The 24,558-nt window shown below is 43.8% G+C and carries 30 protein-coding genes; 10 read left to right on the top strand and 20 right to left on the bottom strand.

Annotated features, from left to right (window positions below):
• Positions 1-179: 179 nt before the first annotated feature.
• A complete protein-coding gene (locus ACWM1W_RS13550) occupies positions 180-683 on the top strand; it encodes a DUF6586 family protein (RefSeq protein ID WP_005232300.1) in 504 nt (167 codons plus the stop codon).
• A gap of 104 nt (positions 684-787) precedes the next feature.
• Positions 788-1,066 (top strand): hypothetical protein, encoded by a 279-nt coding sequence (locus ACWM1W_RS13545; RefSeq protein WP_004781893.1) that lies wholly within the window; start codon positions 788-790, stop codon positions 1,064-1,066.
• A 201-nt stretch (positions 1,067-1,267) separates the two neighbouring features.
• Here the strand turns inward: ACWM1W_RS13545 and ACWM1W_RS13540 are convergent, their stop codons facing one another.
• From ACWM1W_RS13540 to ACWM1W_RS13525, 4 genes are all read right to left on the bottom strand, one after another.
• The gene (locus ACWM1W_RS13540) at positions 1,268-2,995 is read right to left on the bottom strand and encodes a cation:proton antiporter (RefSeq protein WP_005232299.1); all 1,728 of its coding nucleotides are present in this window, start codon (positions 2,993-2,995) and stop codon (positions 1,268-1,270) included.
• Positions 2,996-3,148: 153 nt separating this feature from the next.
• Complete coding sequence (rpmG, locus tag ACWM1W_RS13535; protein ID WP_001205031.1) at positions 3,149-3,304, bottom strand: 50S ribosomal protein L33; 156 nt, start codon at positions 3,302-3,304, stop codon at positions 3,149-3,151.
• Between the two features lie 16 nt (positions 3,305-3,320).
• The gene (gene rpmB / locus ACWM1W_RS13530; RefSeq protein WP_000048256.1) at positions 3,321-3,557 is read right to left on the bottom strand and encodes a 50S ribosomal protein L28; all 237 of its coding nucleotides are present in this window, start codon (positions 3,555-3,557) and stop codon (positions 3,321-3,323) included.
• Positions 3,558-3,722: 165 nt separating this feature from the next.
• Complete coding sequence (locus tag ACWM1W_RS13525) at positions 3,723-5,171, bottom strand: coniferyl aldehyde dehydrogenase (RefSeq protein ID WP_005232298.1); 1,449 nt, start codon at positions 5,169-5,171, stop codon at positions 3,723-3,725.
• Positions 5,172-5,286: 115 nt separating this feature from the next.
• Between ACWM1W_RS13525 and ACWM1W_RS13520 the strand changes: the two genes are divergently transcribed.
• The 5 genes from ACWM1W_RS13520 to ACWM1W_RS13500 all read left to right on the top strand — a co-directional run bounded on the left by ACWM1W_RS13520 (position 5,287) and on the right by ACWM1W_RS13500 (position 8,957).
• Entirely contained in the window at positions 5,287-6,006 is a 720-nt protein-coding gene (locus ACWM1W_RS13520; RefSeq protein ID WP_034580311.1) for a TetR/AcrR family transcriptional regulator, read from the top strand.
• Positions 6,007-6,067: 61 nt separating this feature from the next.
• On the top strand, positions 6,068-6,934 hold the full coding sequence (gene purU / locus ACWM1W_RS13515) for a formyltetrahydrofolate deformylase (protein ID WP_005232297.1): 867 nt from the start codon (positions 6,068-6,070) through the stop codon (positions 6,932-6,934).
• A gap of 193 nt (positions 6,935-7,127) precedes the next feature.
• Positions 7,128-7,904 (top strand): hypothetical protein, encoded by a 777-nt coding sequence (locus ACWM1W_RS13510; RefSeq protein WP_005232296.1) that lies wholly within the window; start codon positions 7,128-7,130, stop codon positions 7,902-7,904.
• Positions 7,905-7,929: 25 nt separating this feature from the next.
• A complete protein-coding gene (locus ACWM1W_RS13505) occupies positions 7,930-8,553 on the top strand; it encodes a MotA/TolQ/ExbB proton channel family protein (protein WP_004781903.1) in 624 nt (207 codons plus the stop codon).
• Complete coding sequence (locus ACWM1W_RS13500) at positions 8,553-8,957, top strand: ExbD/TolR family protein (RefSeq protein WP_004781905.1); 405 nt, start codon at positions 8,553-8,555, stop codon at positions 8,955-8,957. Before ACWM1W_RS13505 ends, ACWM1W_RS13500 begins: the two co-directional genes overlap by 1 nt.
• Positions 8,958-9,046: 89 nt before the next feature.
• Here ACWM1W_RS13500 and msrA read toward each other — a convergent pair whose 3' ends face one another.
• From msrA to ACWM1W_RS13470, 6 genes are all read right to left on the bottom strand, one after another.
• Positions 9,047-9,571: a peptide-methionine (S)-S-oxide reductase MsrA gene (msrA, locus tag ACWM1W_RS13495; protein ID WP_004781907.1), complete on the bottom strand. Its 525-nt coding sequence runs from the start codon at positions 9,569-9,571 to the stop codon at positions 9,047-9,049.
• Between the two features lie 98 nt (positions 9,572-9,669).
• The gene (locus tag ACWM1W_RS13490; RefSeq protein ID WP_034702341.1) at positions 9,670-10,131 is read right to left on the bottom strand and encodes an META domain-containing protein; all 462 of its coding nucleotides are present in this window, start codon (positions 10,129-10,131) and stop codon (positions 9,670-9,672) included.
• A 103-nt stretch (positions 10,132-10,234) separates the two neighbouring features.
• Positions 10,235-11,281: an Lnb N-terminal periplasmic domain-containing protein gene (locus ACWM1W_RS13485; RefSeq protein ID WP_005232289.1), complete on the bottom strand. Its 1,047-nt coding sequence runs from the start codon at positions 11,279-11,281 to the stop codon at positions 10,235-10,237.
• 25 nt (positions 11,282-11,306) lie between these two features.
• Positions 11,307-11,819, bottom strand: coding sequence for a trimethoprim-resistant dihydrofolate reductase DfrA40 (gene dfrA40, locus ACWM1W_RS13480; protein WP_005232285.1), 513 nt, complete (start codon positions 11,817-11,819; stop codon positions 11,307-11,309).
• Positions 11,820-11,917: 98 nt separating this feature from the next.
• Positions 11,918-12,760: a thymidylate synthase gene (thyA, locus tag ACWM1W_RS13475; protein ID WP_034169878.1), complete on the bottom strand. Its 843-nt coding sequence runs from the start codon at positions 12,758-12,760 to the stop codon at positions 11,918-11,920.
• Positions 12,761-12,931: 171 nt separating this feature from the next.
• Complete coding sequence (locus ACWM1W_RS13470; protein ID WP_005232256.1) at positions 12,932-13,423, bottom strand: lipocalin family protein; 492 nt, start codon at positions 13,421-13,423, stop codon at positions 12,932-12,934.
• A gap of 388 nt (positions 13,424-13,811) precedes the next feature.
• Here ACWM1W_RS13470 and ACWM1W_RS13465 point away from each other — a divergent pair, with 388 nt between their 5' ends.
• A complete protein-coding gene (locus tag ACWM1W_RS13465) occupies positions 13,812-14,357 on the top strand; it encodes a CHAP domain-containing protein (RefSeq protein WP_208461842.1) in 546 nt (181 codons plus the stop codon).
• A 49-nt stretch (positions 14,358-14,406) separates the two neighbouring features.
• Here ACWM1W_RS13465 and ACWM1W_RS13460 read toward each other — a convergent pair whose 3' ends face one another.
• From ACWM1W_RS13460 to lgt, 3 genes are all read right to left on the bottom strand, one after another.
• Positions 14,407-14,793, bottom strand: a complete 387-nt coding sequence (locus ACWM1W_RS13460; protein WP_004781963.1) for a hypothetical protein — start codon at positions 14,791-14,793, stop codon at positions 14,407-14,409.
• Positions 14,786-15,178: a hypothetical protein gene (locus ACWM1W_RS13455; protein WP_004781964.1), complete on the bottom strand. Its 393-nt coding sequence runs from the start codon at positions 15,176-15,178 to the stop codon at positions 14,786-14,788. Before ACWM1W_RS13455 ends, ACWM1W_RS13460 begins: the two co-directional genes overlap by 8 nt.
• An 89-nt stretch (positions 15,179-15,267) precedes the next feature.
• The gene (gene lgt, locus ACWM1W_RS13450; RefSeq protein ID WP_004781966.1) at positions 15,268-16,080 is read right to left on the bottom strand and encodes a prolipoprotein diacylglyceryl transferase; all 813 of its coding nucleotides are present in this window, start codon (positions 16,078-16,080) and stop codon (positions 15,268-15,270) included.
• Between the two features lie 93 nt (positions 16,081-16,173).
• Between lgt and ACWM1W_RS13445 the strand changes: the two genes are divergently transcribed.
• Both ACWM1W_RS13445 and ACWM1W_RS13440 read left to right on the top strand, forming a co-directional pair.
• The gene (locus ACWM1W_RS13445) at positions 16,174-16,956 is read left to right on the top strand and encodes an NRDE family protein (protein ID WP_004781968.1); all 783 of its coding nucleotides are present in this window, start codon (positions 16,174-16,176) and stop codon (positions 16,954-16,956) included.
• 112 nt (positions 16,957-17,068) lie between these two features.
• Entirely contained in the window at positions 17,069-17,950 is an 882-nt protein-coding gene (locus ACWM1W_RS13440; protein ID WP_004781969.1) for an AEC family transporter, read from the top strand.
• Positions 17,951-18,208: 258 nt separating this feature from the next.
• On the opposite strand, the gene rdgB is transcribed toward ACWM1W_RS13440, so the two are convergent.
• The 7 genes from rdgB to ACWM1W_RS13405 all read right to left on the bottom strand — a co-directional run bounded on the left by rdgB (position 18,209) and on the right by ACWM1W_RS13405 (position 24,541).
• The gene (gene rdgB / locus ACWM1W_RS13435; RefSeq protein WP_004781971.1) at positions 18,209-18,835 is read right to left on the bottom strand and encodes an RdgB/HAM1 family non-canonical purine NTP pyrophosphatase; all 627 of its coding nucleotides are present in this window, start codon (positions 18,833-18,835) and stop codon (positions 18,209-18,211) included.
• 106 nt (positions 18,836-18,941) lie between these two features.
• Positions 18,942-19,172 (bottom strand): hypothetical protein, encoded by a 231-nt coding sequence (locus tag ACWM1W_RS13430; protein WP_004781972.1) that lies wholly within the window; start codon positions 19,170-19,172, stop codon positions 18,942-18,944.
• A 106-nt stretch (positions 19,173-19,278) separates the two neighbouring features.
• The gene (locus ACWM1W_RS13425; protein WP_004781974.1) at positions 19,279-19,869 is read right to left on the bottom strand and encodes a tetratricopeptide repeat protein; all 591 of its coding nucleotides are present in this window, start codon (positions 19,867-19,869) and stop codon (positions 19,279-19,281) included.
• Positions 19,866-20,459 carry a methionine biosynthesis protein MetW gene (metW, locus tag ACWM1W_RS13420; protein ID WP_004781976.1) on the bottom strand — a complete coding sequence of 198 codons (594 nt, stop codon included), beginning with the start codon at positions 20,457-20,459 and terminating at the stop codon, positions 19,866-19,868. The genes ACWM1W_RS13425 and metW overlap by 4 nt, the downstream gene beginning before the upstream one ends.
• Entirely contained in the window at positions 20,459-21,619 is a 1,161-nt protein-coding gene (gene metX, locus ACWM1W_RS13415; RefSeq protein ID WP_004781977.1) for a homoserine O-succinyltransferase MetX, read from the bottom strand. Before metX ends, metW begins: the two co-directional genes overlap by 1 nt.
• A gap of 112 nt (positions 21,620-21,731) precedes the next feature.
• A complete protein-coding gene (gene leuA / locus ACWM1W_RS13410; RefSeq protein ID WP_034169885.1) occupies positions 21,732-23,429 on the bottom strand; it encodes a 2-isopropylmalate synthase in 1,698 nt (565 codons plus the stop codon).
• Positions 23,430-23,857: 428 nt separating this feature from the next.
• Complete coding sequence (locus ACWM1W_RS13405) at positions 23,858-24,541, bottom strand: Fe2+-dependent dioxygenase (RefSeq protein ID WP_005232220.1); 684 nt, start codon at positions 24,539-24,541, stop codon at positions 23,858-23,860.
• Positions 24,542-24,558 lie beyond the last annotated feature (17 nt).

Genomic DNA, 24,558 nt, shown 5'->3' with positions numbered 1-24,558 from the left:
TGCTCTTTTTTTTGCCCTTAAAAAGGTTTGGATTTTTACTGAAGAGTCAATATCAGCAGTCTGAAGTATCAAGATCATGCAGAATAGATCGACAGCGTAGACAATCTTGCATTGCGTAATGCGAGCGTACGTTTTACTTTATAAGAGCCAAAATTTGTTTTAATGCTTAGGAAATCTCGATGACACGAGTTGCTCGCTATCATGCGGACCGTACCAATCAAAAACTTTATTTCACCCGTCTGGCCTGTCAGCAGGCTGAACAGACTGATCATGTGCAGCAGGCACAAGCTCATCGTGAAGCTGCCGTATTTCATCTGCATGGGGCACTGTTGGCCTTTTTACAGGAACTGGTACGCTATTACCGTCTGAATGACCTGAGCCCGACGCTGAAATCAATTGAAGAGCTCATGGCGACTAAGGGTCAGGTATCACCTGAAGTGACCGTATTACAGCATTTATCCAAAGATGGTTTTCTGGCTGAGCTGAAACGTGCTTACCGTCTCTGCCAATATGCGCCCGAGCCAAGTTCGCCACAACCTGAAGACGAAACTTCTTCAAATCTCATCATTAAAGTCACACAGACACCACAAGCCTGGTTACCTGATACTGCTATATTACGAGAATGGCATCGTGACCTGACGCAGCTTATTGATGGTTTTCGTAATGAGATGGTTGAATTTTAATCTGATCAGCTGTACTTGAAATTGCGATTATTAACCCTATATCAATTACTCTAATGATGCAAAGTGCAATCGCTCTTTGCCACCATGTTGAACATGGAGGATATATGTCTATAGAACAGTTGAAAGATTTATTTGGTAATCAAGACGCGATTTTGGAACTCGTTCAACTTGAAGGTGGCGCGTTGGCATTACGAAATGCGGGCTCAAAAAAACAGCCATTAGTCATGATTCAGTTTAATGACGAGGTGAAAGCCCTGTTGGGTGATCAAACGCCTGTGATTGCACAACACATGATTCAAGCCGCTTTATATGGTTTGCTGGAACAGCAGGTCAATGAATGGCAAGCTGAAGTTGTGGATGAAGAGCCAAAATATATGAGCTAAATTGCCTACCCTGGCGAGCAGGAAAGCACACTTGAAGTGTGCTTTTTCTGTTTTTATGAAATAAAAAAATAGAGAATAAGAGAAAAATTAAGTCGGTTAAATTAGAGAAGCAATTTAAAATTTTATAGTTTAGCGATCTGATAAATTTCAGTCCAATCAATAAAAAAAGAAGTTGCCAATTCTGACAACTTCTTTAAAAAATCAGCCTGAATAATGCGTAGGTGGATGGTTATGCGCAATCTCGATCTGGTTCAAAATATGATTGCTCATATTTCTCGCCATCTCCTCTTTGGCATAGTACACCTCGCCAATATTATCACGGCGAATGACTTCAGCTTCTTCTTTGCTTTCCGCACACAGCAGGATCTGAATGGCAGGGTTTAGGGTCTTGGCAATATCCACGATTTTGTGGATATCAATAATATCCATTGGTGAGATCACCAGTAGACGTGCATGCTGAATATGAGCCTGAATCAGCACACCAGGTTCAGTTGCGACACCAGAAACTGCTGCAATGCCTTTTTTACGCAAGTTTTCTACGATCTCACGATTTTCTTCGGCAATCACGACCTTGATGTTTTGTTCCATCAGTGACAGGGTAATCCGACGACCGACTTCACCATGCCCGACAATCACCACCTGATCGCGCAGATAGTCCTGTGAGACTTCATCGGGTAGCATGGCAAGCGGGTCACCACTACGCTCCAATAAGCGCGCCAAAGACGAACGTTCGCGAATCCATTTTTGTACCGGTTCCACTGCCGAGAAAATAAACGAGTTTAGGGTAATTGAAATCAGGGCACCCGCCAGAATCAGGTTTTGCCCATCGAGTGATAATAGATTTAGCGATACACCAAGTGCGGCCAGAATAAAAGAGAATTCACCAATCTGTGCCAGAGAAGCACCGACGGTAAGCGCCGTATTGATTGGGTAGCGGAAGAACAGCACCAGTGCCATAGCCGCGATGGTTTTACCAATCATGATAATACCGAGCACCGCCAACACATGAAGCGGCTGATCCATCAGAATACGCGGATCAAACAGCATGCCGACCGAAACAAAGAACAGAATCGAGAAGATTTCACGCAACGGTAAGGTTTCTTCCTCAGCACGGTGGCTGAAGTCAGACTCTTTGACCACCATCCCGGCAAAGAATGCACCGAGTGCCATGGATACGCCAAAGACCTTATAAGCCCCAAAGGCAATCGATACGGCTGCAGCTACGACAGTTAAGGTAAATAGCTCACGTGAGCCTAAACGTGCGACTACTTGCATGATCATTGGAACTAAACGTTTACCAATAATGAGCATGAAGGCAATGAAACCGGCTACTTTGAGCAAGGTAATACCTAAGGTGATCCAGACATTCTGATCGCTACTACTACCTTCCAGTGCCTGACCACCGAGAAGTACTGCAGTTGCGGGTAATAATACCAGTGCCAGCACCATGACCAGATCTTCAACCAGAAGCCAACCGACTGCAATTTTCCCGTTAATGGATTCGAGCAGGCCACGATCACCCAGGGCTTTGAGAAGCACGACGGTACTGGCACAGGACAGACTTAAACCAAAGATCAGGGCAGAGCCAAAATTCCAGCCCCAGAGCATGGAGACCCCGACCCCGAGCAGTGTCGCGACTGCAATCTGTAAGACTGCACCCGGCAAGGCAATACGCCTGACCTGCATCAGGTCATTGAGAGAAAAGTGCATCCCGACACCAAACATCAGGAACATGACGCCAAGTTCGGCCAGCTGGTTCGCCAGATGCACATCTCCGACCACGCCTGGGGTGTTCGGGCTAATTAGAATCCCGGCAACCAGATAACCAATCAGTGGGGGAAGGCGTAGACGTGCAGCGATATAGCCAAAAACCAAGGCCAAGCCAAAACCGACAGCTAACAGAATAATGAGCTCTACGTCATGTGGCACTAAACACTCCTTTAAAATAAATTTTATGAAATTTCAATTTTTTATGGGAAATAAGCACAGAAAATGCCAGAAGAAACAGAAAGTTTATCAAGCCGCATAAAAAAAATGCAAAAAAAAACGACCGGGAAGGTCGCTTTTTTCAAAAAACTAAAATTATTTGATTTTAGCTTCTTTGAAGATTACGTGTTGACGGATTTTTGGATCAAATTTTTTGATTTCCATTTTTTCCGGCATAGTACGTTTGTTCTTAGTAGTGGTATAGAAATAACCTGTACCAGCTGAAGAAACTAAGCGAATCTTATCACGCATTGTCCTGACTCCTTACTTAGATCTTTTGACCTTGAGCACGAAGGTCAGCAACAACCTTTTCAATGCCCAATTTGTCGATAATACGCATACCTTTAGTGGTTAAACGAAGACGTACAAAACGTTTTTCGCTTTCTAACCAGAAACGGTGGTGGTGCAGGTTCGGCTCGAACCGGCGCTTAGTTTTGTTGTTGGCGTGTGAGACGTTGTTACCAACGACTGGACGCTTGCCGGTAACTTGGCAAACCTTAGACATGGTGTAACTCCATTGATTTAGCCAACAGCAAATCTGTATGGCCAGTCAAAAATAAACGGATTGAATTCATTCAAGGGGCGTTTTATATCAAAAATGCGCTTAAAAGACAAGCGATTTTATCTAAAACGAAGCATGAGCCCGTGTGATAGCTCATGCCTTGATCATTTATCGAAGAAGTGTCTTCGAAATCAGCTTATGGATCGGCTTATTAAACGGAGGCAGAATGTATTTCAAGCTATACAGCTTAGGATTCGACATTACTGACCGTTCATGCGACAAACTGAAGAAGCCTTCTGGCCCATGATATTTACCCATACCGGAAGCACCGACACCACCAAATGGCAGATCGTCCTGTGCGACATGGGTTAATACAGTATTTTGCCCGAAATGCCCTGAATGGGTACGCTGTGCGACATAATCAGCACGCGCCTGATCAAAGTCGAAATAGTATAATGCAAGTGGACGCGGACGGCTATTAATAAAGTCGATGACGTCGTCAATTTGATCATATTCCATGATCGGCAGGAGCGGCCCAAAGATTTCATGCTGCATGATCTGCATGCTTGGCATGACATTGGTTACAAGAGTCGGTGCAATTTTACGCAGGTCTGCTGGCGATTCATTACGCGGATTGATTTCAATAATCTGCGCACCTTGCTCACGGGCATCATCCAGATAACCTTGCAAGCGGTTGTACTGTTTGTCATTGATAATCGAGGTGTAATCCTGATTATGGCTGATGTCCGGATACATGCTTTCGACACAGGCTTTAAAATGATCGATAAACTCGGCAGTTTTGCCACGTGGCAGGAACATATAATCCGGCGCTACACAGGTCTGTCCGGCATTCCAGAGCTTGCCCACGGCAATACGCTGAGCCACATCACGCAGGTCAATCGATGGATGCACCAGTACAGGGGACTTGCCACCCAGTTCCAAAATTACTGGTACCAGATTTTCAGCAGCCGCTGCCATCACGGTTTTACCGACAGCTGTTGAACCGGTAAAGATCATCTTGTCAAAAACCAGTCGGCAGAAGGCATCAGATACCGTACCGCCACCATTCACCACGGCAACCAGTTCTTTAGGAAAAGCTTCAGCTAAGGCTTTTTCCAATACCTTGCCAAAAGCAGCCGATGAACTAGAAATTTTGATCATGGCATGGTTACCCGCAGCCAACGCACAGATCAGAGGGCCGATGGATAATAATAAAGGGTAGTTCCACGGCGCGATGATGCCGATCACGCCTAGAGGCTGATACTGTACCCAGGCTTTTGCCGGCTGGTGAATAATACCGACATGACGCTTGGACGGTTTCATCCAGCCGGTCAGGTTTTTGCTGTAATATTTAATATGTTCAAGACAAGTCAGTAACTCACCAATTTTGGTTTCCCCGACAGAGCGGTTACCATAGTCCTGATTAATTGCATCGGCAAATTGATCTTGATACTTAACTAAGATACGCTTAAGCCGAGCTAAACGATCGATACGTTCCTTTGCAGTCGGCAGTGGGTAGCGTAAGTAGGCGTGTTTTTGTTGAGCCAGAATTTCATTGAGGTGCTGGCTATCAAGAAAATGTGGTGTCATTGAAGTTGTTTTTGTGTGACTGTTCATGCCGCACTACCATTATTCAAAATCGATTAATTAATTTTTAGAGCAAATACTCTAATTAGTCAAGTTACTTTGTGTGTTAGCCTTGCTAATGCATGAACTGAATGGTTATTTTAGGATGTCCCAAACCAAAACGTTAAAAACCAAAGAGCGTATCTTACAGCTCAGCTTGCAGTTGTTTAATGAACGTGGCGAACGATCTGTAACCACCAATCATATTGCTGCTGAACTCGGCATGAGTCCAGGTAATCTGTATTACCATTTCCGTAATAAAAATGAAATTATCAAGGAACTGATGGAGCAGTATCAGCATCAGACGCTGGAAATGCTAGCACTTCCGGAAGATCGTGCTCTGGATGCCAATGATAAGATTCATTATTTTCAGGTACTGAGCAGTCAGCTTTGGGCTTATCGTTTTCTGCACCGTGATGTATACCATCTGGTCGAAAATAACGAAGATTTCCGCAAGCTTTATCCGCGTTTTGCTGGACAGGTCATGCAGCAGGGACAAAAAATTTATAAAGCCTTCGTAAATGCCGGCTTGATGGAAATGACCGATTCAGAAATTGAAGCGCTGATCATTAACCTATGGATTGTACTGACCAACTGGACCAACTTCCTGTATATGTCGGGGCATATTACCGATTCCAACACTCTGGAAGAAAAATGGGTCTGGCAAGCACTGCGTCAGATGGTGTTTCTGGAAGGTGCTTACCTGCGTGGTGAAAGCCGTCAAACGTATGAGAGCCTGCTCAATTCGTTTGGTTCTTCAGAGCTATTTGCCAGTCTATCGTCGCCTAAACCGCCTGAATCTGAACAAACTATTCAGAATATCTAAGAAACGCGTTAGAATACTCGGCTTATTTTTTTAATTTAACTAATTAGTGACCTTAACCAACATGAATATGACGACTGCTAATACCGCACGTTTATTGATTACTTGTGAAGACAAGCCGGGCATCGTGCAGGCTGTTTCAAGCTTCTTGTATCATCAGGGTGCCAACATTACGGCGCTTGATCAATACGCGACAGCAGCGCAGGGCGGACGTTACTTCATGCGTGTTGAGTTTGAACTGGACAATCTGCAAAGCCGTAAAGAAAGCCTGTTGCAGACTTTTGCTGCCAATGTTGCAGAGCGTTATGGCATGCACTGGCGTCTGGCACTGGTTAGTGATGTGAAAAAGGTCGGTATTCTGGTCTCTAAAGTCGACCATGCGTTGCTTGAACTGCTATGGCGTCATGCACGCGGCGGTCTGCCATGTGAAATCACTAAAGTAGTATCTAACCACGAGACTCTACGTGAATCAGTCGAAAACTTCGGTATTCCGTTTGAAGTGGTTCCGGTGACCAAAGAGAACAAACGTGAAGCTTATGCACAGATCGATGAACTGATGCAGGGCAACGATCTGCTGGTATTAGCCCGTTATATGCAGATTCTTGATGAAGAGTTCGTAAGTAAATGGGAAATGAAAGTGATCAATATTCACCATTCATTCCTGCCAGCGTTCGTGGGTGCCAATCCTTACAAACAAGCGTATGACAAAGGTGTAAAACTGATCGGTGCAACTGCACACTATGTGACAGCTGATCTGGATCAGGGTCCAATCATCGAGCAGGATGTAGAGCGTGTGAACCATGACTTTACTGTGGAACAGCTGCGTGAACTGGGTCAGGACGTTGAACGTAATGTACTGGCACGTGCAGTGAGATGGCATCTGGAAGACCGTGTCATTGTCGACGGCAATAAAACTGTCGTGTTCCAATAAGCACTTGCATCTCTGTTTAAAAAAGGCATACTTTAAGTATGTCTTTTTTGTTTGAAACAAAAATAATGGAGAAAAGTGGGATTAGTAGTTGCAAATGAAAACACTTCTCATTTATTATTGGCGTACTTTAATTGTGCTAACCGATGAGCTTGATAGTTTGTTTCGTATCATCTCTTCGAGGTAAATAGATTTAATGAGTCAAGTTGCTGCTCCCATGACACCACCACCGTCAAATCAGATGAAAAAGAAAGTCGTTTCTATTCTGGCGGCGGTTCTGGTTGGACACGTGGGTCTTTTATGGGCAGTCAGCCAGATGAAAGCACCTGAACTGAAACCAGTCGATAAAGAGCCTCTAAAAGTCCGTTTCGTCAAACTTCAGGAAGCACCAAAACCTTTACTACCGAAGCCAAAGCCGCCAGAGCCTAAACAAGAGCCAACAAAGCCGAAAGAAGTTAAAATTGTAGAAAAACCGCTGCCACCGCCACCCAAAAAAGTAGAAAAAATTGAGCAGGTGAAGAAAGCAGAAACGCCTAAACCTGTTACTGCACCGCCAGTTGAAGCCAAACCGGCACCAAGCCCAGTGGTTCCTGCGGTCGTGACTGAAACTAAAAAAGTAGCACCTGCACCTGTGCCGGTTGCGCCACCAGCACCTGTCGCACCGCCGGCTCCACCTGCTCCGCCAGCACCAAAAAGTGTTGCAATTGGCGGCGGCGTATCGTGGCAGCGTGCACCAAAAGTGTCGCTCTCGGCAGGAGAGTTAAAATCAGCCTGTTCATTGATGGTGGATGTATCTGCAAATGAGCAGGGGAAAGTGGTCTCTGCGACCGCACGAAATTCGAGTTGTAGTCCGGCCGTTACGCGCAAAGTTGAATCAGCGGTACGTCGTGCACAACTGACCAAATATATTGAAAATGGTGTGGCTTATCCAACCCGAGTGGAACAGCCTTTCGATTTTCAGATTACCAAATAACGGCTAACCCATTAGGAGTTCGAATATGAACTTTTCAGTTTATTGGCAACATGCTGATGCAGTCAGTAAGACACTGTATTTCGTGTTATTGGCAATGTCGATTGCGACATGGACCATTTTTGTGCTGCGTTTAATGGGCACTCGCCAACTTAAACAGATTGCCTATGCTCAATTATCTAAAGCATTAGGACAATTGAAAAATAAAATGACTCCTTTGGCATTTGAACAACGTAAAGCTGTAGCTGAGCAGGCTTTATTGCGTCAGATCGCATTAGAAAAAGGCAATGCAGAAAAAGGTGTATCCGTCCTAGGTACCATCGCTTCAATTTCACCCTTTGTCGGCCTGTTCGGTACAGTATGGGGGATCTTTCACGCACTGGTTGCCGTGGGTAAGAGTGGTCAGGCAGGTCTGGCACAAGTAGCGACTCCAGTGGGTGAAGCGCTAATCATGACCGGTCTGGGTCTGGCTGTGGCAATTCCTGCAGTACTTGCATATAACATCTGTGTACGTGTTAACCGTACTTTAAGCAATGAATTGCAAGACCATGCGCATAGCTTATTGATTGATACCATGTTGCAACAGGATTCTTCTGCAAAGAAGGCTGATGCAAAAGTAGCACAAGACAGTTTAGTTGGAGGTCAAGCTTAATGGCTTTTCAATTGGGTGAAGACAACGATACAGGCATGAATGAGATGAACCTCATTCCCTTGATCGACATCATGTTGGTATTGATGATCATCTTTCTGGTGACAGCGACCGTTGCGAACCCATCAATTCCATTAACTTTGCCGCAAACCACTGCAGAAATTATTGACCTACCACCTGAAAATGTCACCATTAGCATCAATGCCAAAGGTGATGTAGCGTGGAATGGCGATGTACTGACCCTGGATCAACTTGAAACCCGTTTCAATGAGGCGAGCCAGGCACAGCGTCAACCGACCATCGTATTGAAAGCAGATAAAGAATCACGTTATGACACTGTTGCTCAAGTGATGTCACGCGCGAGTGGAGCCGGACTCAGCGATATTGCCTTTGCAACCGATAATTAATTTTTTGCTCTCAAATAAAAAAGCGACTGATCTCAGTCGCTTTTTTATTGCCTTAATTTAATAGGGCATATGATCAAGCAGAATCCAGTCTAATGAGTTTTAAGCAGCGTCATAAACTTGTGTTGTAATTTATTCAGCTTGGGCGGAATCGCAAAATTACAGTAACCCTGATTCGGATTCTTGGCAAAGAAATTCTGATGATATTCTTCGGCAGGATAGAAAGTCGGTGCAGGGCTAAGTTCAGTCACAATATTCAGCCCTTCAGCTTTTAATGAATCTATTGTGAGCTGTGCAGTTTCTTTTTGCTCATCATTAAAATAATAAATCACAGAACGATATTGCGTGCCGACATCATTGCCCTGACGGTTTAATGTCGTTGGATCATGGGTTGCGAAAAAAACTTCGAGCAACTGACTATACGTAATCTGATTTTCATCAAAATCGATCAGGATCACTTCGGCATGATTGGTATCACCGCCACAGACTTGCTCATAGGTCGGATTAGGATTTTGTCCGCCCGCATAGCCACTGACGACCTTCTGTACGCCCTGAAGCTGTAAAAATACTGCTTCGGTACACCAAAAACATCCACCACCAAATAGTGCTTGTTGCATGGTTAAGTCCTCATCATTGTAGAGTGCTGATTATTGAATGTTCATATGAGTATGAAAGATATAAAGCCTGCACGATACAGGCTTTTTGTAGTCAGAACTTAGCGAGGCTGTACTGCACTTTCTAACTGAATAAGTAAATTGCCATGACGGTCCATTAATTTCAGGGTTTTACCATAGACCTGATAATGGGTCACTTTGCTCAGTGCTTCCTTAAATTTCTGATCCAGACCTTCATTATCCAGACAAGCCATTTCGGTACTCGCCATCTGGCTTAAGTTGAGAGTATCTTTACCGGCAGTGTAGCTGCCCATGATACGGTTACAGCCATCTGCGCCAGACACGCGTTGAGTCGCTGCATCGAATTGCAGACTTGGAATATTGCGTGCTGTCGGTGCTGTAGTAATTTCAGTATTACCAATCTGGTTCACAATCCAGGTACGATTTTGCAGGAGCTGTAAATTATTTTCAGTTTTGACTGATGAGGTACTAGGTACAGTTTCACAACCCGACATTGCAAAGACTGAACCTAAAATCATGATTGCTGTTAATTTTTTTAGCATGAGAGAGACTCTAATTCTGAGTTAGCTATTTGTATATAAACAAAAAAATTAAATATATGCCAGTTGATTTTGTATCTTTCTTTAAGTTAGATAACTTGGAAAATTATCTGGAATTCGACTCAGGTAGGCCTTGACGCAGGCGTTGTGAATACTCCTGACTGGAGATCTGACCGGTATCTCTAACTCGTGGATTAACGTGTGCACGCTGATACCAGGTTTGTATATCCCAGCGTTGATCTAGCGCTTTTAAATCATATAAATAATCAGGTAAATACCCAGAAGCCAGCAAGCGGTAATCTGAAGGAAGCTGTTGTTGAGATACTGCCTGAGCCATATCAAAGACCAGAGTCGTGCAGTTACTGCTCAGGGTGTTATACCATTTAGGCTCTTTGGCCAGTTCATCAGCCTTACGCAGATATTCTTTAAATAGGGCTTGAGCTTCTGCTTGCGGCATTTTTACCGGAAAAAAGTAGACCTGCTCGCCACGAATATTGCTACGCGTATATACAATATCTTTCTCATCTGAGGCGACCAGACTTAGTTCATATTTTCGGAAGAAGCCGCCAATGGCAGAAAATTTCTCATCCTTTTCTTTGCGAATTTCGATCGAGAAGACGAGTGGTTTCTGATTGGCAAAATCAAAACTGACCAGCGTATGGGCAATTTTAGGCCCCATCCAGTAAGAGGTAATGATGTTTACTCCGGTAATGTCGTTCAGGTCAAAACTCCGGCTTTCCCAGCGTTCGGTATATTGCCCCTCTGCTTGCCAGTCAAAATTACGGATATTGTGCAAGGTGACTTGATTGCCTTGCTGCTCATAGGAGAGCAGTCGGGAAACTTCAGGATTCCAGTCACGATCCTGACGAGGCTCCATGCTTAAATAAGCCAGTAAGCTGAACAGAAAGGCCAGCAAATAAAGCACTGTATCCACCTGTCGGGAAATCAGATGCTTGGTGAAATAAATGCCCAAGACCACACAGGCAAACACAAGCCAGAGACCAACCAGAATGATGCTGCCAATTTTGCCCAAGGGTTGTTGTACCCAGAGCATCAGGCTCAGCCAAAGGCTTGAACACAGGACAAATACACTAAACAGACTCCCTAATAACCACAGGCTCCAATGCTTTTCTGAATTGTCTTGTCCTTGCATGTTCGATCTTTTATAGAAAATAGGCTTATTTTCTGTATGTTGCGAACTCAAATGCAATACCGGTTTTGTCATCGATATGTTGTTCTGACGCAACTTTTTTGAACTCGGCCGGAATTTCCGGATAGTAGGCATGACCCTGTACATCCAGTTCAACATGGGTCAGTTCCAGACGATCAGCGATCTCCAGAGTCTGTTTAAAGATTTCACCGCCGCCAATGATAAAAATAGCATTCGGTTTTTCTGAAGCCTGCACATCGGCCACGGCTTGAGTCAAGGCATCTTCAATCGTATGCGCGACTTTGACGCCTTCAAAGGACCAGTCAGGATCGCGGGTAATCACCCAGTTCACACGTTTAGGCAGCGCACGGCCCATCGACTCAAGCGTTTTACGGCCCATGACAATTACGCCGCCTTGAGTGATTTCCTTAAAGTGCTTGAGATCTGCTGAGATATGCCAAGGCAGGTCATTGTCCTTACCAATACAGCGCTGCTGATCCATTGCCACGACATGAACGACTTCTAAATCCTGAAATGCCATACCCATACTCAAAAACAGATAAAAATTATTGCTATTAAAATGCAAAATCCCACTTTAAGCAAAGTGGGATTTGAATATTTTCCGGGGTTTAACAGGAATTAAACTGCAACTGGCGCTTTAATTCCTGGATGTGATTCATAACCCACAATTTCAATATCCTCGAATTTGAAATCAAACAGGTCTTTAACTTCAGGATTCAGTTTTAACTGGCACAGGCCTAAAGGCTCACGACTCAATTGAAGTTTAGCCTGTTCAAAATGATTGGCATATAAATGCGTATCACCACCCGTCCAGACAAAATCGCCTACATCCAGATCACACACCTGCGCAATCATATGAGTCAGCAGGGCATAGCTGGCAATATTAAATGGAACGCCAAGAAATACGTCAGCACTACGTTGATAAAGCTGGCAAGACAGTTTGCCATTATGTACAAAGAACTGGAACAGGGTATGGCAAGGCGGTAAAGCCACCTGACTCGCTTCATTCGGATTCCAGCCAGACACAATCAGACGGCGTGAATTTGGATTGGTCTTGATCTCATTGATCAGCCATTTGATCTGGTCAAAACCATCCTGATTGTAGCTGCCATCTGCATTTTGAGTGGCACCAAAATTACGCCATTGATGGCCATAGACTGGACCAAGTTCACCTTCTGGACGACCAAAGCGTGCGGTCTGTTCCGCAGTGGCCCATTCATCCCAGATGGTCACTTTATTATCCTGAAGATACTTTACATGGGTATCACCTTTCAGGAACCACAGCAGTTCAATCACGATCGAACGGAAATGAACTTTTTTAGTGGTAAGTAAAGGGAAGCCCTTGGAAAGATCAAAGCGCATCTGATGACCAAATACCGAACGTGTACCTGTGCCGGTACGATCGCCTTTATCGCCGCCGTTGTCGAGGATATGTTGTAAAAGGTCAAGATATTGGCGCATAGGTCTCTCTTAAAATCTGTTGCAAATTGCTTTTCTTTGAATTGGGCAATTTAAAATTGCGCTCATCATAACATTTTTTTGAGCACTTCCGCATAGCAGTGAAAATGATTAAACATGAGAGAAAAGGGCATAAAAAAGCACCCATGATGGATGCTTTTTTATTATCTTTTTTTAAGCCGTTGGCTTACCGGTATGTACCGTATGGATCAGATCGGACAGGTCATAACCCAGCGATTCAGCATAGGCCAGATATTCCTGTTTGGTCGTTTCATCCAGTGTCGGCTTACGATGCAGGAGCCATAAATATTTCATGTTTGGCTCACCGACCAAGGCGGTCTCATACTTGTCATCCAGTTTGAGAATCCAGTAATCCCCTTTGGTAAAAGGTACCCAGTGCAAACCTTCAGGCAAGAAACTGACTTTCAGTTTGCCATGTTCTGCATCAACAATAGTGGCTTCCCCAATAGATTCATCGAGTTTGCCCGCACCATCTAGACAACGGTTCTGGACGCGGACTGTGCCATTTTCATTCAGGCTGTAGGCTGCGGAAATATCAGTACTGTCTTCAGGTTGGTGTTTCATAGGCAGACGGGCAATTTCGTACCAGATCCCTAAATATTGTTCTAAATTGAAATTTGAAATAGTCTTTACATCATGACTCATATTTTTCTTCCTCATCATCTCAATTTAAATTTACTAAATCAGTCTAATACGAGAGTTGTTAGCCAGAATGATGTAATCCCGTAGTGAAATGTTGACTTTATTATCGTGAGTAAAATTACAGATTTAGTCAGAAAGGCGCTCAAATATTGATTTAGAAATAGTCTGAGCAGAATTGCTAATTAATTTGAAAAGTAGTGAATTTATAACTTTTTTGTGAAAATTGTAAATTTTATAAATCTAAAAGAAATAACAAGTTAAGTAAAATTAAATAAATGCGGAAAAATATATTTACATTTTTAACGTGAAAAGTAACATTTAACCGTCTAGTATTCACCGCGTGTTGAAGATTTGAAAGCCAAACTTACAGGCGAGGAGTACTTGGTCCAATATGATTTATGATCATCAAGTGAATATGAGCGAAGTGCATGCTCCTGTTCAAGCGAACGTCATAATTCGTTCCCAATCGGGACAAAATTCCAAACGTCAGCCTCAGCGCTATACCTCTGCGTCAGCTCGTAACAAAAACTCTGAATCTCGCAAGACTTTCGGTGCAATGAACGGCCAGCGTTTCGATATTGAAAAATTCACCAGCTACCTGCAAGGCATTACCCGCAGTACCAGTACACAGAAATGTGCACGCAGTATTCGCGTCGGATTGCAGTCTTCAGGCGCAAAAATTATGAATCATCCTGTTGCCGCAGCTGACTGGGGTAACACCCTGCAGCAATTGGGCTATCGAAAAATCAACCTGTCTTTTGACCGTCCGAAAAAAGGTGATATCTATATTATCGACCGGACTTCACAGCATCAGTATGGTCATATTGCAGCGTATTCTGGTTCAGCCTGGGTTTCTGATTTTAAACAGAATGGCTATGCGGTCTATCGTAATTCCAATGTGAAATATACGTATTACCGTCTGGATTCCTATCTTTAAATCCGACGCTGAAAATTTCAGAACTTAAAAATGAAAGTCGCGAAATGGTTCAATCCTCGAAGCGTTTCGCACGTTGATTATAAATCGACACGATAAACAGTCCAATCGCCACAAAGCCTAAGCATTGTAGACCTAGCGCTACAGTTTCTCCGATCTCACCTGTTTTGGGTAAATAACCGATCAGGCTAATTACTGCCACAATCGGAATCGCCATCGTTAAAGCACGAAAACCTTCAGCATAAGGATTTTCAGGAGAAAGCTTTAATCTGAATTCACGCAAGACGTGCATCAGCATTCCAATCGCCAGACTGATTCCAACAAATATCGAACCCAGTTTCGTTACAGTCGATGCTATGTAAATTACGATACATACCGCAATAATAATGATGAGCTTGAGCTGACGATTGCAGTGTTCGGAATACCAGAATTCAAGCATGTGGTGAACCTGAATCCGGCTTGTTCTGATTAAGCAAAGACAGAGGCGAAAACAGGCAGATTGCCAAAGCCATAAAGGCAATTCCCTGAGCGCCTGGCAGCAAGATTTCACCCTGTTTCATGTTCATAAAAATCAGGCTGATTAATAAGGCAATCGGAATCCAGGTCAGGACACGATAGAACGGGCCAGTCGGATTTTTTGCTGCGAAATGAATTTTACAGTAACGACAAATCAGGAAAATAATTCCGGTACCGGCAAACATCAGGATGGCATCTAAAGGCAAAGGTTCCATCCAGTACAGACCTACGGCAATTGCAGCAATCACAACAAAGAACAGCAGTTTTTTTAGGATTGACACCTGCGGATTGAACCAGAACTCAAGCATGATGATGTATGAACAGAAAAGATAAAAAGCACTTTAGCATATTTTAAATATAAAAAAGCGAGGCAGAGGCCTCGCAATATTTATAAAAATTATACGTTATTTTTCTGTGGACCCCAGTCATAAACTTTCTTCTGATAGGCGTACCATAGCATCCACAGACCAATCAGGATCATTGGCAGGCTCAGGAATTGTCCTTTACTCATCCAGCCAATAAAGAGCTGACCATTATCCGGTTCACGGAAGAACTCGACGATAAAACGGGCCAGACCATAGCCGGTCAGGAATACCGCAGAAACCGCCATACGTGGACGTGGATTGCTACTGAACCACCACAGTACAATAAACAGAATCAGGCCTTCACAGAGCGCCTGATACAGTTGTGAGGGATGACGTACCAGTTGTAATGGATCAGTTGGGAAAATCATGCCCAAGGCAAAGTTTGGATCAGTCACTTGACGGCCATAGAGTTCACCACCAATAAAGTTACCGATCCGGCCAAACATCAGACCTGTCGGAACGCAGGGTGCAATAAAGTCTAGCGTCTGGAACCAGGCCATTTTGTATTTCTTGCACCACCATAACATTGCCAGGATTACGCCGAGGAAACCGCCGTGGAAACTCATGCCACCGGTCCAGATCTGGAACAGCCAGAGTGGGTTTTCCAAAAACTGAGAAAAACCGTAGAATAAAACATAACCAACCCGGCCGCCGATGATCACACCTAGCGCCCCAAAGAAAATCAGATCCGAGACCATATCTGGTGTCCAGCCGCGTTGTTTAGAGCGATAAGTCGCCAGTCCCCAGGCAAATAAAAAAGCCAAGAGATACATCAGTCCATACCAGTGGACTTGCAAAGGTCCGAGCGAAATTGCAACGGGATCTATGTTTGGATAGGTGAGCATTCCTGTTCCTTGTGATTCTGTTTTGCACAGATTTTAGCTGAAAGCGAAGAAAAATGTTGTACATTCAATGTGTAAAGATCGAGAGCATCAATTATGTGTATTGTGGCACTGGCTTGGCGGGTTCTGGATGAAACGCCATTATGTCTGATTTCAAATCGTGATGAGTTCTATCAACGTCCAACCCAGGCATTACATGAATGGGAGAACAGTCCGATTATTGCCGGGCAGGATCTTCAGTCTGGTGGTACCTGGATGGGTATAACGGTTTCAGGACGATGGGCAGTGATTACCAATTTCAGAGATGGTAATGACAAGAATAACTACCCAACTTCACGTGGACATATCATTCAGCATTTTCTGGAATCCGAATTGACACCTATCCGGTTTGCTCAAGAACTGGAAAAATGTCAATGTGATTATGCGGGCTTTAACCTGTTTGTCGGCGATCGAGAGCAGGCAGTCTATATGAGTAACCGTGGTGAGGCACCACAAGTACTAGCACATGGCGTGTATGTAGTGTCCAATGGCTTGCTCACGGAACATTGGGAAAAGACTCGACACCTGCGCAAGCGTTTTACCCAGGAATTTCTGCCCATGCTGCAGTATCCAAATATGCCTGAATCTGATCTTTATTATGCCGTTTGGGATATTCTGGAAGATGAACGCAAGATCATTCCGGAGTTGTTGCCGAAGACCGGGATTTCACATGAACTGGAACAGTTGTTGTCTTCAACCTTTATTCAAAGTCCGGCTTATGGCACGCGCTGTTCCAATTTCCTGAGAATGAAAACCGATGAGTGGCAGTGGCTGGAAAAATCCCAGCAGGGTGAAACAGCAGGACAGATCGTTGAACAAGTTATTCCGATTATTAGCTAAATAACAGTATTGGTGATGATATTTATAAAAAGATCAGTTTAAACAGTGAACTCTGAAAACAGATAGGTATGCTAGGATAAAGCCCATCTATCTACGCATTTTCAGCTTTCCTATGGCATTGCTCCTTCCGCTTATTTCATTTCTGATTGGATTCTGGGGCGTTCATTATTTAAAGTCGATCCGTCCATTCATGGCGGCCTTGCTGGCACGTCTTTTGATTCCCTTGATTGTCATTTACAACATGGTGTTTTATAAGCCGGGCAGTTTGTGGCTGATCGGTTTTAGTATCTTTAGCTCACTGTTTCTATTTGGCCTGTTCTTTCTTTTCTCCAAAGATAAATTGCGGGCATTATGTTTTAGTTATTTAAATGGGGTCTGGCTTGGCTTTCCTTTTGCCTTAGCTGTATTTGGTCCGGATGCCTTAAATACTATTGTTGCTCTTTATATTGGTGGTTCCTTATTTGGCAATGTCAGTGCAGTAGTGGCAGTCAGTGCTGAAAAACAGGCTCCCCAATTCATTATTAAAAATATGCTGAAATCCCCGCCAGTGATTGCGCTTTCTATTGCAGCGATTCTGTCCTTCTGGGATTTTAGTGCCTATGAAGCGCATCCGCTGATTCAATGGGGCTATGCAGCCAACAAGCTTCTAGTGACTTTTGCCGGTATGTGTATTCTGGGAATGTGGCTGAGTAAAGTCAGGATTCAACTGAGTGATTTAAAACGTAGTTTGATCTTGATCAGCGGTCGTTTTGTGCTGGCTCTAGGTCTGGCGGCAGGGGCTTATTTCTTGTTACCGATTCCACATCAAGCCCTGATTTATGCTGTGATGATGATGTATTTCCTGCTTCCACCCGCCGCGAATATTGTGGCACTGGAGACCCATTATCAGGGCACAGGTTATTCAGCCAAATATATCGCTTCAGGAACGATTGCGAGTTCAATTTTGATTGGAGTATATGGGGTGGTGGTGCATATGTTGGTACCGGGTTTATAAATTTAAAAGTTCTCTCTCCCTCTGGGAGAGAGTTAGAGAGAGGGTATAAAGTTTTTGAAAGTCCTTCCTTTATTAGGGAAGGGATTGAGGAGGATTAAGTTCTTTGTAGAAATGAATGAGAATAAAAAGTAAGGGGTGAGATGGAAGAATCCCTCCCAACCTCCCTTTGAAAAAGGGAGGGCTCCTTCTCCCCAAGGGTGAGGGAATGACCTCTAACTCCCTCCTAAAAGGAGGGAGGACTCCTTTTAGGAATTAGATTTATTTTTCCAAACTCGCCTTAAACAGTTTCATCGCCTGACCACGATGGCTAATTTTATTTTTTTCTTCTTTGCTCAGTTCCGCACTAGAAGTTCCTAGTTCTGGTAACCAGAATAATGGATCATAACCAAAACCATTTTCACCGCGTGGTGCTTCCAGAATTTCACCTTTCCAGATGCCCTGGAAAATTTGTGGCAGTGGATCTTCAGCATGCTGGACTAAGGCCAGTACACACACAAACATACCTTCAATCGCTTCACCATCTTTGCGTAACGGTTTTAGTCTGTTTAAAAGCTTTTCATTATTGGCTGCATCATTGCCATGTTCACCGGCAAAACGGGCTGAATAAATTCCTGGCATACCACCGAGTACGGGCACACAAATTCCTGAGTCATCGGCAATGGCTGGTTTACCCGAAATTTTGGACGCATGACGCGCCTTGATAATGGCATTTTCTACGAAGCTTAAACCGTCTTCAATCGCATCTCCGATATTTAGCTTGCCTTGAGGAATCACTTCAACCGGTAGTTTAAGCTCGGCAAACATCTTTTCGAATTCTGCAATTTTGCCTTTGTTATTACTTGCTAATACCAGTGTGCCTTGGGATAACCAGTCAGTTGAAGTCATGTTGAATCTCGTTGTTGAACTTTAAGGGAGGGACTATTTTAACCTTGCTTGCCAATTTACGTGAAATAAACCGGTAATAAAAAAGCACCCGAAGGTGCTTTTAATTTTATCTATTTCTAAAACCTTGAGCCTTCATACAGTTATTAACCATATCTTCTCTATCCATTGCATCAATTTTGGCTAAGCCTAAATCATATTTACATTTTGCGAGAGCATTATCTGCTTCATATCTAGTTATGCCAGGCTTATTCCAAGTGTTGTAAGAAGTTGTTGAGACTGTACATGCGACTAATGGAAAAAATAACAGCAATGATGCATATCCCTTAAATTTTTTCATGTAAATTCCCTTTATAGGCTTTAGAAATAGTTTATTATTTTTAATATGTTACAGTTTTTTTAAAGTATAAAAAAAGCACCCGAAGGTGCTCTTTAAAAATTTTAGCTTATTGTGCCTGAATCCATTTGTCTGCACGGTCACGTGCCTGACGGATCTGTTCTTGGGTTAAGTTAGCTGCCAATGCAGTTTTCTTACCTTCAGATAAAGTAATCACTTTATTGTCCAGCATGCCATCGCGGGTAGAGAGTTCATACCACTGGTAAGCACCCATGTAGTTTTTCTTCTTTTCTTCCATCATGGCCAGATTGAAGCTGGCACGGTTATCACCACGGCTAGCTGCTTTTTCGAAGTACTGGCGAGCCAGTGTTTCATCTTTTTTGGTACCAATACCATCTGCCAGCATACGGCCAACATTCAGTTGAGCCACTGCCAGACCTTGGTCGGCAGCAGCTTTGTACCATGCAAAGGCCTGACGTTCATCTTTCTGGACGTCTTTGCCATATTGATATTTGGTTGCTAAATAAAATTGTGCACCAGGCTGACCCGCTTTAGCTGCTTTAGTCAGACTATGAATGTCCATTACTGAATATTGCGCTGCTTGGCTGGCCACAGAAGGCGTTGGTGCAACGTAATCGGCATGGGCCTGCATGCCAAAAAGTCCAGCCAGTAGCGTCGTACTTAATAATAATTTTTTCATAGAGCGCTCACTCGATAAATTGCGACTTCACCAAACAGATTTGGGAGATGTTTGCTAAGCAAACTATCTTCTTGATTCCCATTCACAGCGAGTCGATTAATAATTTTTATGTTGTTTTCCGCGCATAATGCTTCAAAGTCACGGAAAGTACATAGGTGAATGTTCGGGGTGTTATACCACATATAGGGTAAGGCTTCCGAAACCGGCATTTTCCCTTTTAATGCCAAGAAAGAACGAGTCTTCCAGTGCGCAAAGTTTGGAAAGGTAATAATGGCCTGTTTCCCTACACGCACCATGTCACGCAATAATACGTCTGGTGCATCTACAGCTTGCAAAGCCTGTGCCATCACCACATAGTCAAAAGACTGGTCAGCAAAACGGCTTAAACCGAGGTTTAAGTCCTGCTGGATGATATTTAACCCGCGACTGATCGCAATTGCAATCTTTTCTTGATCAATTTCTAATCCATATGCACGAATATTGTGCTTTTTGCTCATATGGGCCAGCAGTTCGCCATCACCACAACCGAGGTCGAGGATACGTGAACCGGGCTTGATCCATTTTTCAGCAAGTTGTTGGTCAATACGCATTACACAGCCTCCTTCGGTGTTGATCGCAGATGTTCTTCACCGCCCAGGAAGGCGCGCAAGGATTTTACATACAGAGGAATCGGGAACAGGAAGGAGTCATGGCCTTGCTCAGCATCAATATCCAGATAGCTGACAGGCTTATTATTGGTAATTAAGGCGTCTACGATTTCAACAGAACGTGAAGGTGAGAACCGCCAGTCTGTGGTAAATGAAACCACCAGGAACTTACATTTGGTTTGCGCCATCGCTTTGACCAGTGACTGCTGATATTCACGTGAAGGATCAAAGTAGTCTAGTGCTTTGGTCATGATCAGATAAGTATTGGCATCAAAGTTACGGCTAAACTGTTCACCCTGATAACGCAGGTAGCTTTCGACCTGGAATTCCACATCGAAGCCATACATGAATTTGCCAGATTTTAAATCACGGCCAAATTTCTGCTTCATGGCTTCCTCAGACAGATAGGTAATATGACCGACCATCCGTGCCAGAATCAGGCCTCGTTTTGGATAGCTGTCATTTTCTAGATAACGGCCATGATGGAAGTCCGGATCAGACAGAATCGACTGACGCGCGACTTCGTTAAAGGCAATATTTTGTGCAGACAGTTTCGGTGCACTGGCAATAATCACGCATTTTTGCAGACGGTCCGGATAATCTACCGACCATTGCAAGGCCTGCATGCCCCCGAGTGAGCCGCCAATGATGGAATACCACACATCAATCCCCAGACGGTCAGACAGCATCGCCTGAGTTTTCACCCAGTCACGCACAGTGACTAGCGGAAAGTCTGGACCATATGGGCGGTTATCATTTTCGGGATTAGGAGAGGTAGGACCAGTAGAACCATTACAACCGCCGATATTATTCAGCGCCACCACAAAGAATTTATTGGTATCGATTGCCTTACCCGGGCCAATACAGGCATCCCACCAGCCTGGTTTTTTATCATCTTCATGATGATAACCTGCAGCATGATGATGGCCAGACAGGGCATGGCAGATCAAAATGGCATTGGACTTATCGGCATTCAGTTCGCCATAAGTTTCTACCATCAGTTCAAAACGTGGGAGGATGCGACCGCATTCAAGCTCTAACGGCTGTTCGAATTGGAACTTTTGTGGGACAACAAGGCCCACTGAGTCAGCTGGAAAAGACACGGGAATGATTCGCCTTAAATCTTTAGTATGAATAAATAAAAGGATACCATTTGCAGGTATCCTTCTAAAGTCTTTTTACTGCTATGAATTATCGCTAATTCAAATACCGGGTTTAGACGGCAGCAGCAATCACCTGTTCAGTGCTTAACACATCCTGGTCGATCAGGCGGTTGGTACATGCAATAATCGCTTCAATTGAAGAGGTCACAATGTTATCGTGGACACCAGCACCAAAGGCGGATTTACCGGTACCTTTCACTTGAAGTTCAACCAATGCCAATGCTTTGGCATGTGCACCTGAGCTGATGCTACGTTCTTCATAGTTCAAGACGTCAATTGGCAATTGTAATGCATCCAAAATCGCAGAGATTGGACCGTTACCTTCACCACGTAAGCGCTGAGTTTCACCATTGACTTCAACATCTAGCTCAATCACCTGGTTGCCATTTTCATCTGACAATTTATAGTTCTTGGCAGCGTAATGTGCATCTTTAGCATCAACATACGTGTCTTTAAACAATGTCCAGATCGCTTGTGCTGAAATCTCAGTACCATCTTCATCGGTTTTTTGCTGTACGATTTGCGAGAATTCGATCTGTAAACGACGTGGTAAAGTCACGTTATAGTTCGATTCTAACAAGTAAGCGATACCACCTTTACCTGACTGTGAGTTCACGCGAATCACGGCGTCATAGTCACGGCCCAGGTCTTTCGGATCGATTGGCAAGTACGGCATATCCCAGATTTCTTCGTTTTTCTGGAATTCAAAACCTTTTTTGATTGCATCCTGGTGTGAACCAGAGAATGCAGTGAAGACCAAGTCACCCGCATATGGATGACGTGGGTGGACTGGCAAGCCAGTACATTCTTCAACAGTCGCAATGATTTCGTTGATGTTTGAGAAATCCAAGTTTGGTGCAACACCCTGGGTGTACATGTTTAAGGCAATTGCTGCCACGTCCACGTTACCGGTACGCTCACCATTACCGAATACACAACCTTCGACACGGTCAGCACCGGCCATGATCGCCAATTCAGACGCTGCGATCCCACAGCCACGGTCATTGTGACAGTGAACTGAAATGATCACGCCGTCACGACGCTCGATGTTACGGTGCATCCATTCCACTTGGTCGGCATACACGTTTGGTGTAGAGACTTCGACAGTGGCTGGCAAGTTCAAGATCACTTTGTTTTCTGGAGATGCTTCCCAGATTTCAGTCACAGCGTCGCAAACGTCTTTCGCCACTTCCAATTCAGTTGCAGAGAAACATTCAGGGCTGTACTGGAAAACAAATTCAGTTTCAGGCTGTTTTGCTGCGTATTCTTTCACTTTTTGCGCTGCATTAATCGCTAACTGTTTTGCACCTTCAACATCTACGTTCAACACTTTTTGACGGAAGGTTGGAGAGTTAGAGTTGTAGATATGCACGATTGCGCGTTTCGCACCTTGTAAAGATTCAAAAGTACGTGCGATCAAATGGTCACGTGCCTGAACCAGTACTTCAATGTAAACATCAGCCGGAATATGACCTTCTTCAATCAATTTACGGGTGAAGTCGAAATCAATTTGAGATGCAGAAGGGAAGCCGATTTCAATATGTTTGAAACCGATTTTTACCAACATCTGGAACATTTTGAACTTCTGCTCGATGTTCATTGGCTCGAAGATCGCCTGGTTACCATCACGCAGGTCAGTACTCATCCAGATTGGCGCTTTAGTGATTTCATTGTTCGGCCATTGACGGTCTGGTAAGTCCACACGTTGATACATGCGACGGTATTTTTTACTTGGATCAGCCAACATCATGAGAGAGCTCCTTAGGTAGCCTGGCAAATTCGCTTGGTGCAGCAGTTGCTCGGTCTACAGTATAGATTTTGTCTATATATTCGTTTACAGGCAGGTGTGGGTAAATAAGATCAATCCTGTATTTTTTAAAGTCTTGATCATCAGGATCGACCAGACACCTGCATGGTGAACCTATAAGATTAATTTTAGTCCAGAAAACGTGAAAAGTTTTTGCTTTTTCTATGGATTTTAGTCGTATGTTAATAAAGATTTTCTTATAAACTTTAAGAATTGAAAAATATTTTCACTTATTCTAAATATTGTATTTTATATTTTCTTAATTTGGACATAATGCGTTATTTATTACGTTCAATTGTGCCACAACTCAGTATATTTTGATAAACAATAGATCCAGTTGTTTATAAAGATCATTGAAGACAGAGCCTCTTTTAAAGTTCAGCCCATTTACGCATTAAATTATGATACAGGTTGGTCAGTTTCATAACTTCTGAATGCTGATCACCCAGCTGCACTCTCAAGTTTTGAATACTCTGATCCAGATTAAACAACATATGCCGCTCTGCATCATCCCTGATCATGCTTTGTACCCAAAAAAATGAAGCAATTCGACAACCGGAAGTGATTGGCGTAACTTCATGCAGGCTGGTGGATGGATAAAGAATCATATCGCCGGCAGGCAATTTTACTTCGTGATAACCGTAAGTGTCTTCGACTACCAGTTCACCACCGACATATTCGTCCGGCTCGCTTAAAAAAACCGTACAGGATAAATCCGTTCTGAGGCGTTCACTGCTGCCGCGAATACGACGAATTGAATTGTCGACATGAAAGCCGAAAGATTCATTATTTTCATAGCGGTTAAAAAGTGGGGGAATAATATCCAGTGGAATCGCCGCCGATAAAAACAGAGCATGCTGTCCCAGCGATTCCAGAATAATATTGCTGAGATGATGAGTGAGTGAATGATCTTCAGGTAATTGCTGATTCTGTTTCACGGTGGCAGAGAGCGTACCCGCGGTAACCTTGCCATTGACCCACTCAATCTTATTCATCTCCTCACGGAAATATTGCACCTGTTCTTTGCTCAGTACATTTGGAATATGATGCAGCACGAGAAACCCCTGAATAA

Source organism: Acinetobacter sp. TW_SC_4 (assembly GCF_054861205.1).
The sequence above is the reverse complement of the archived record's forward strand: the minus strand, read 5'-3'. Positions and strand labels throughout refer to the sequence as shown.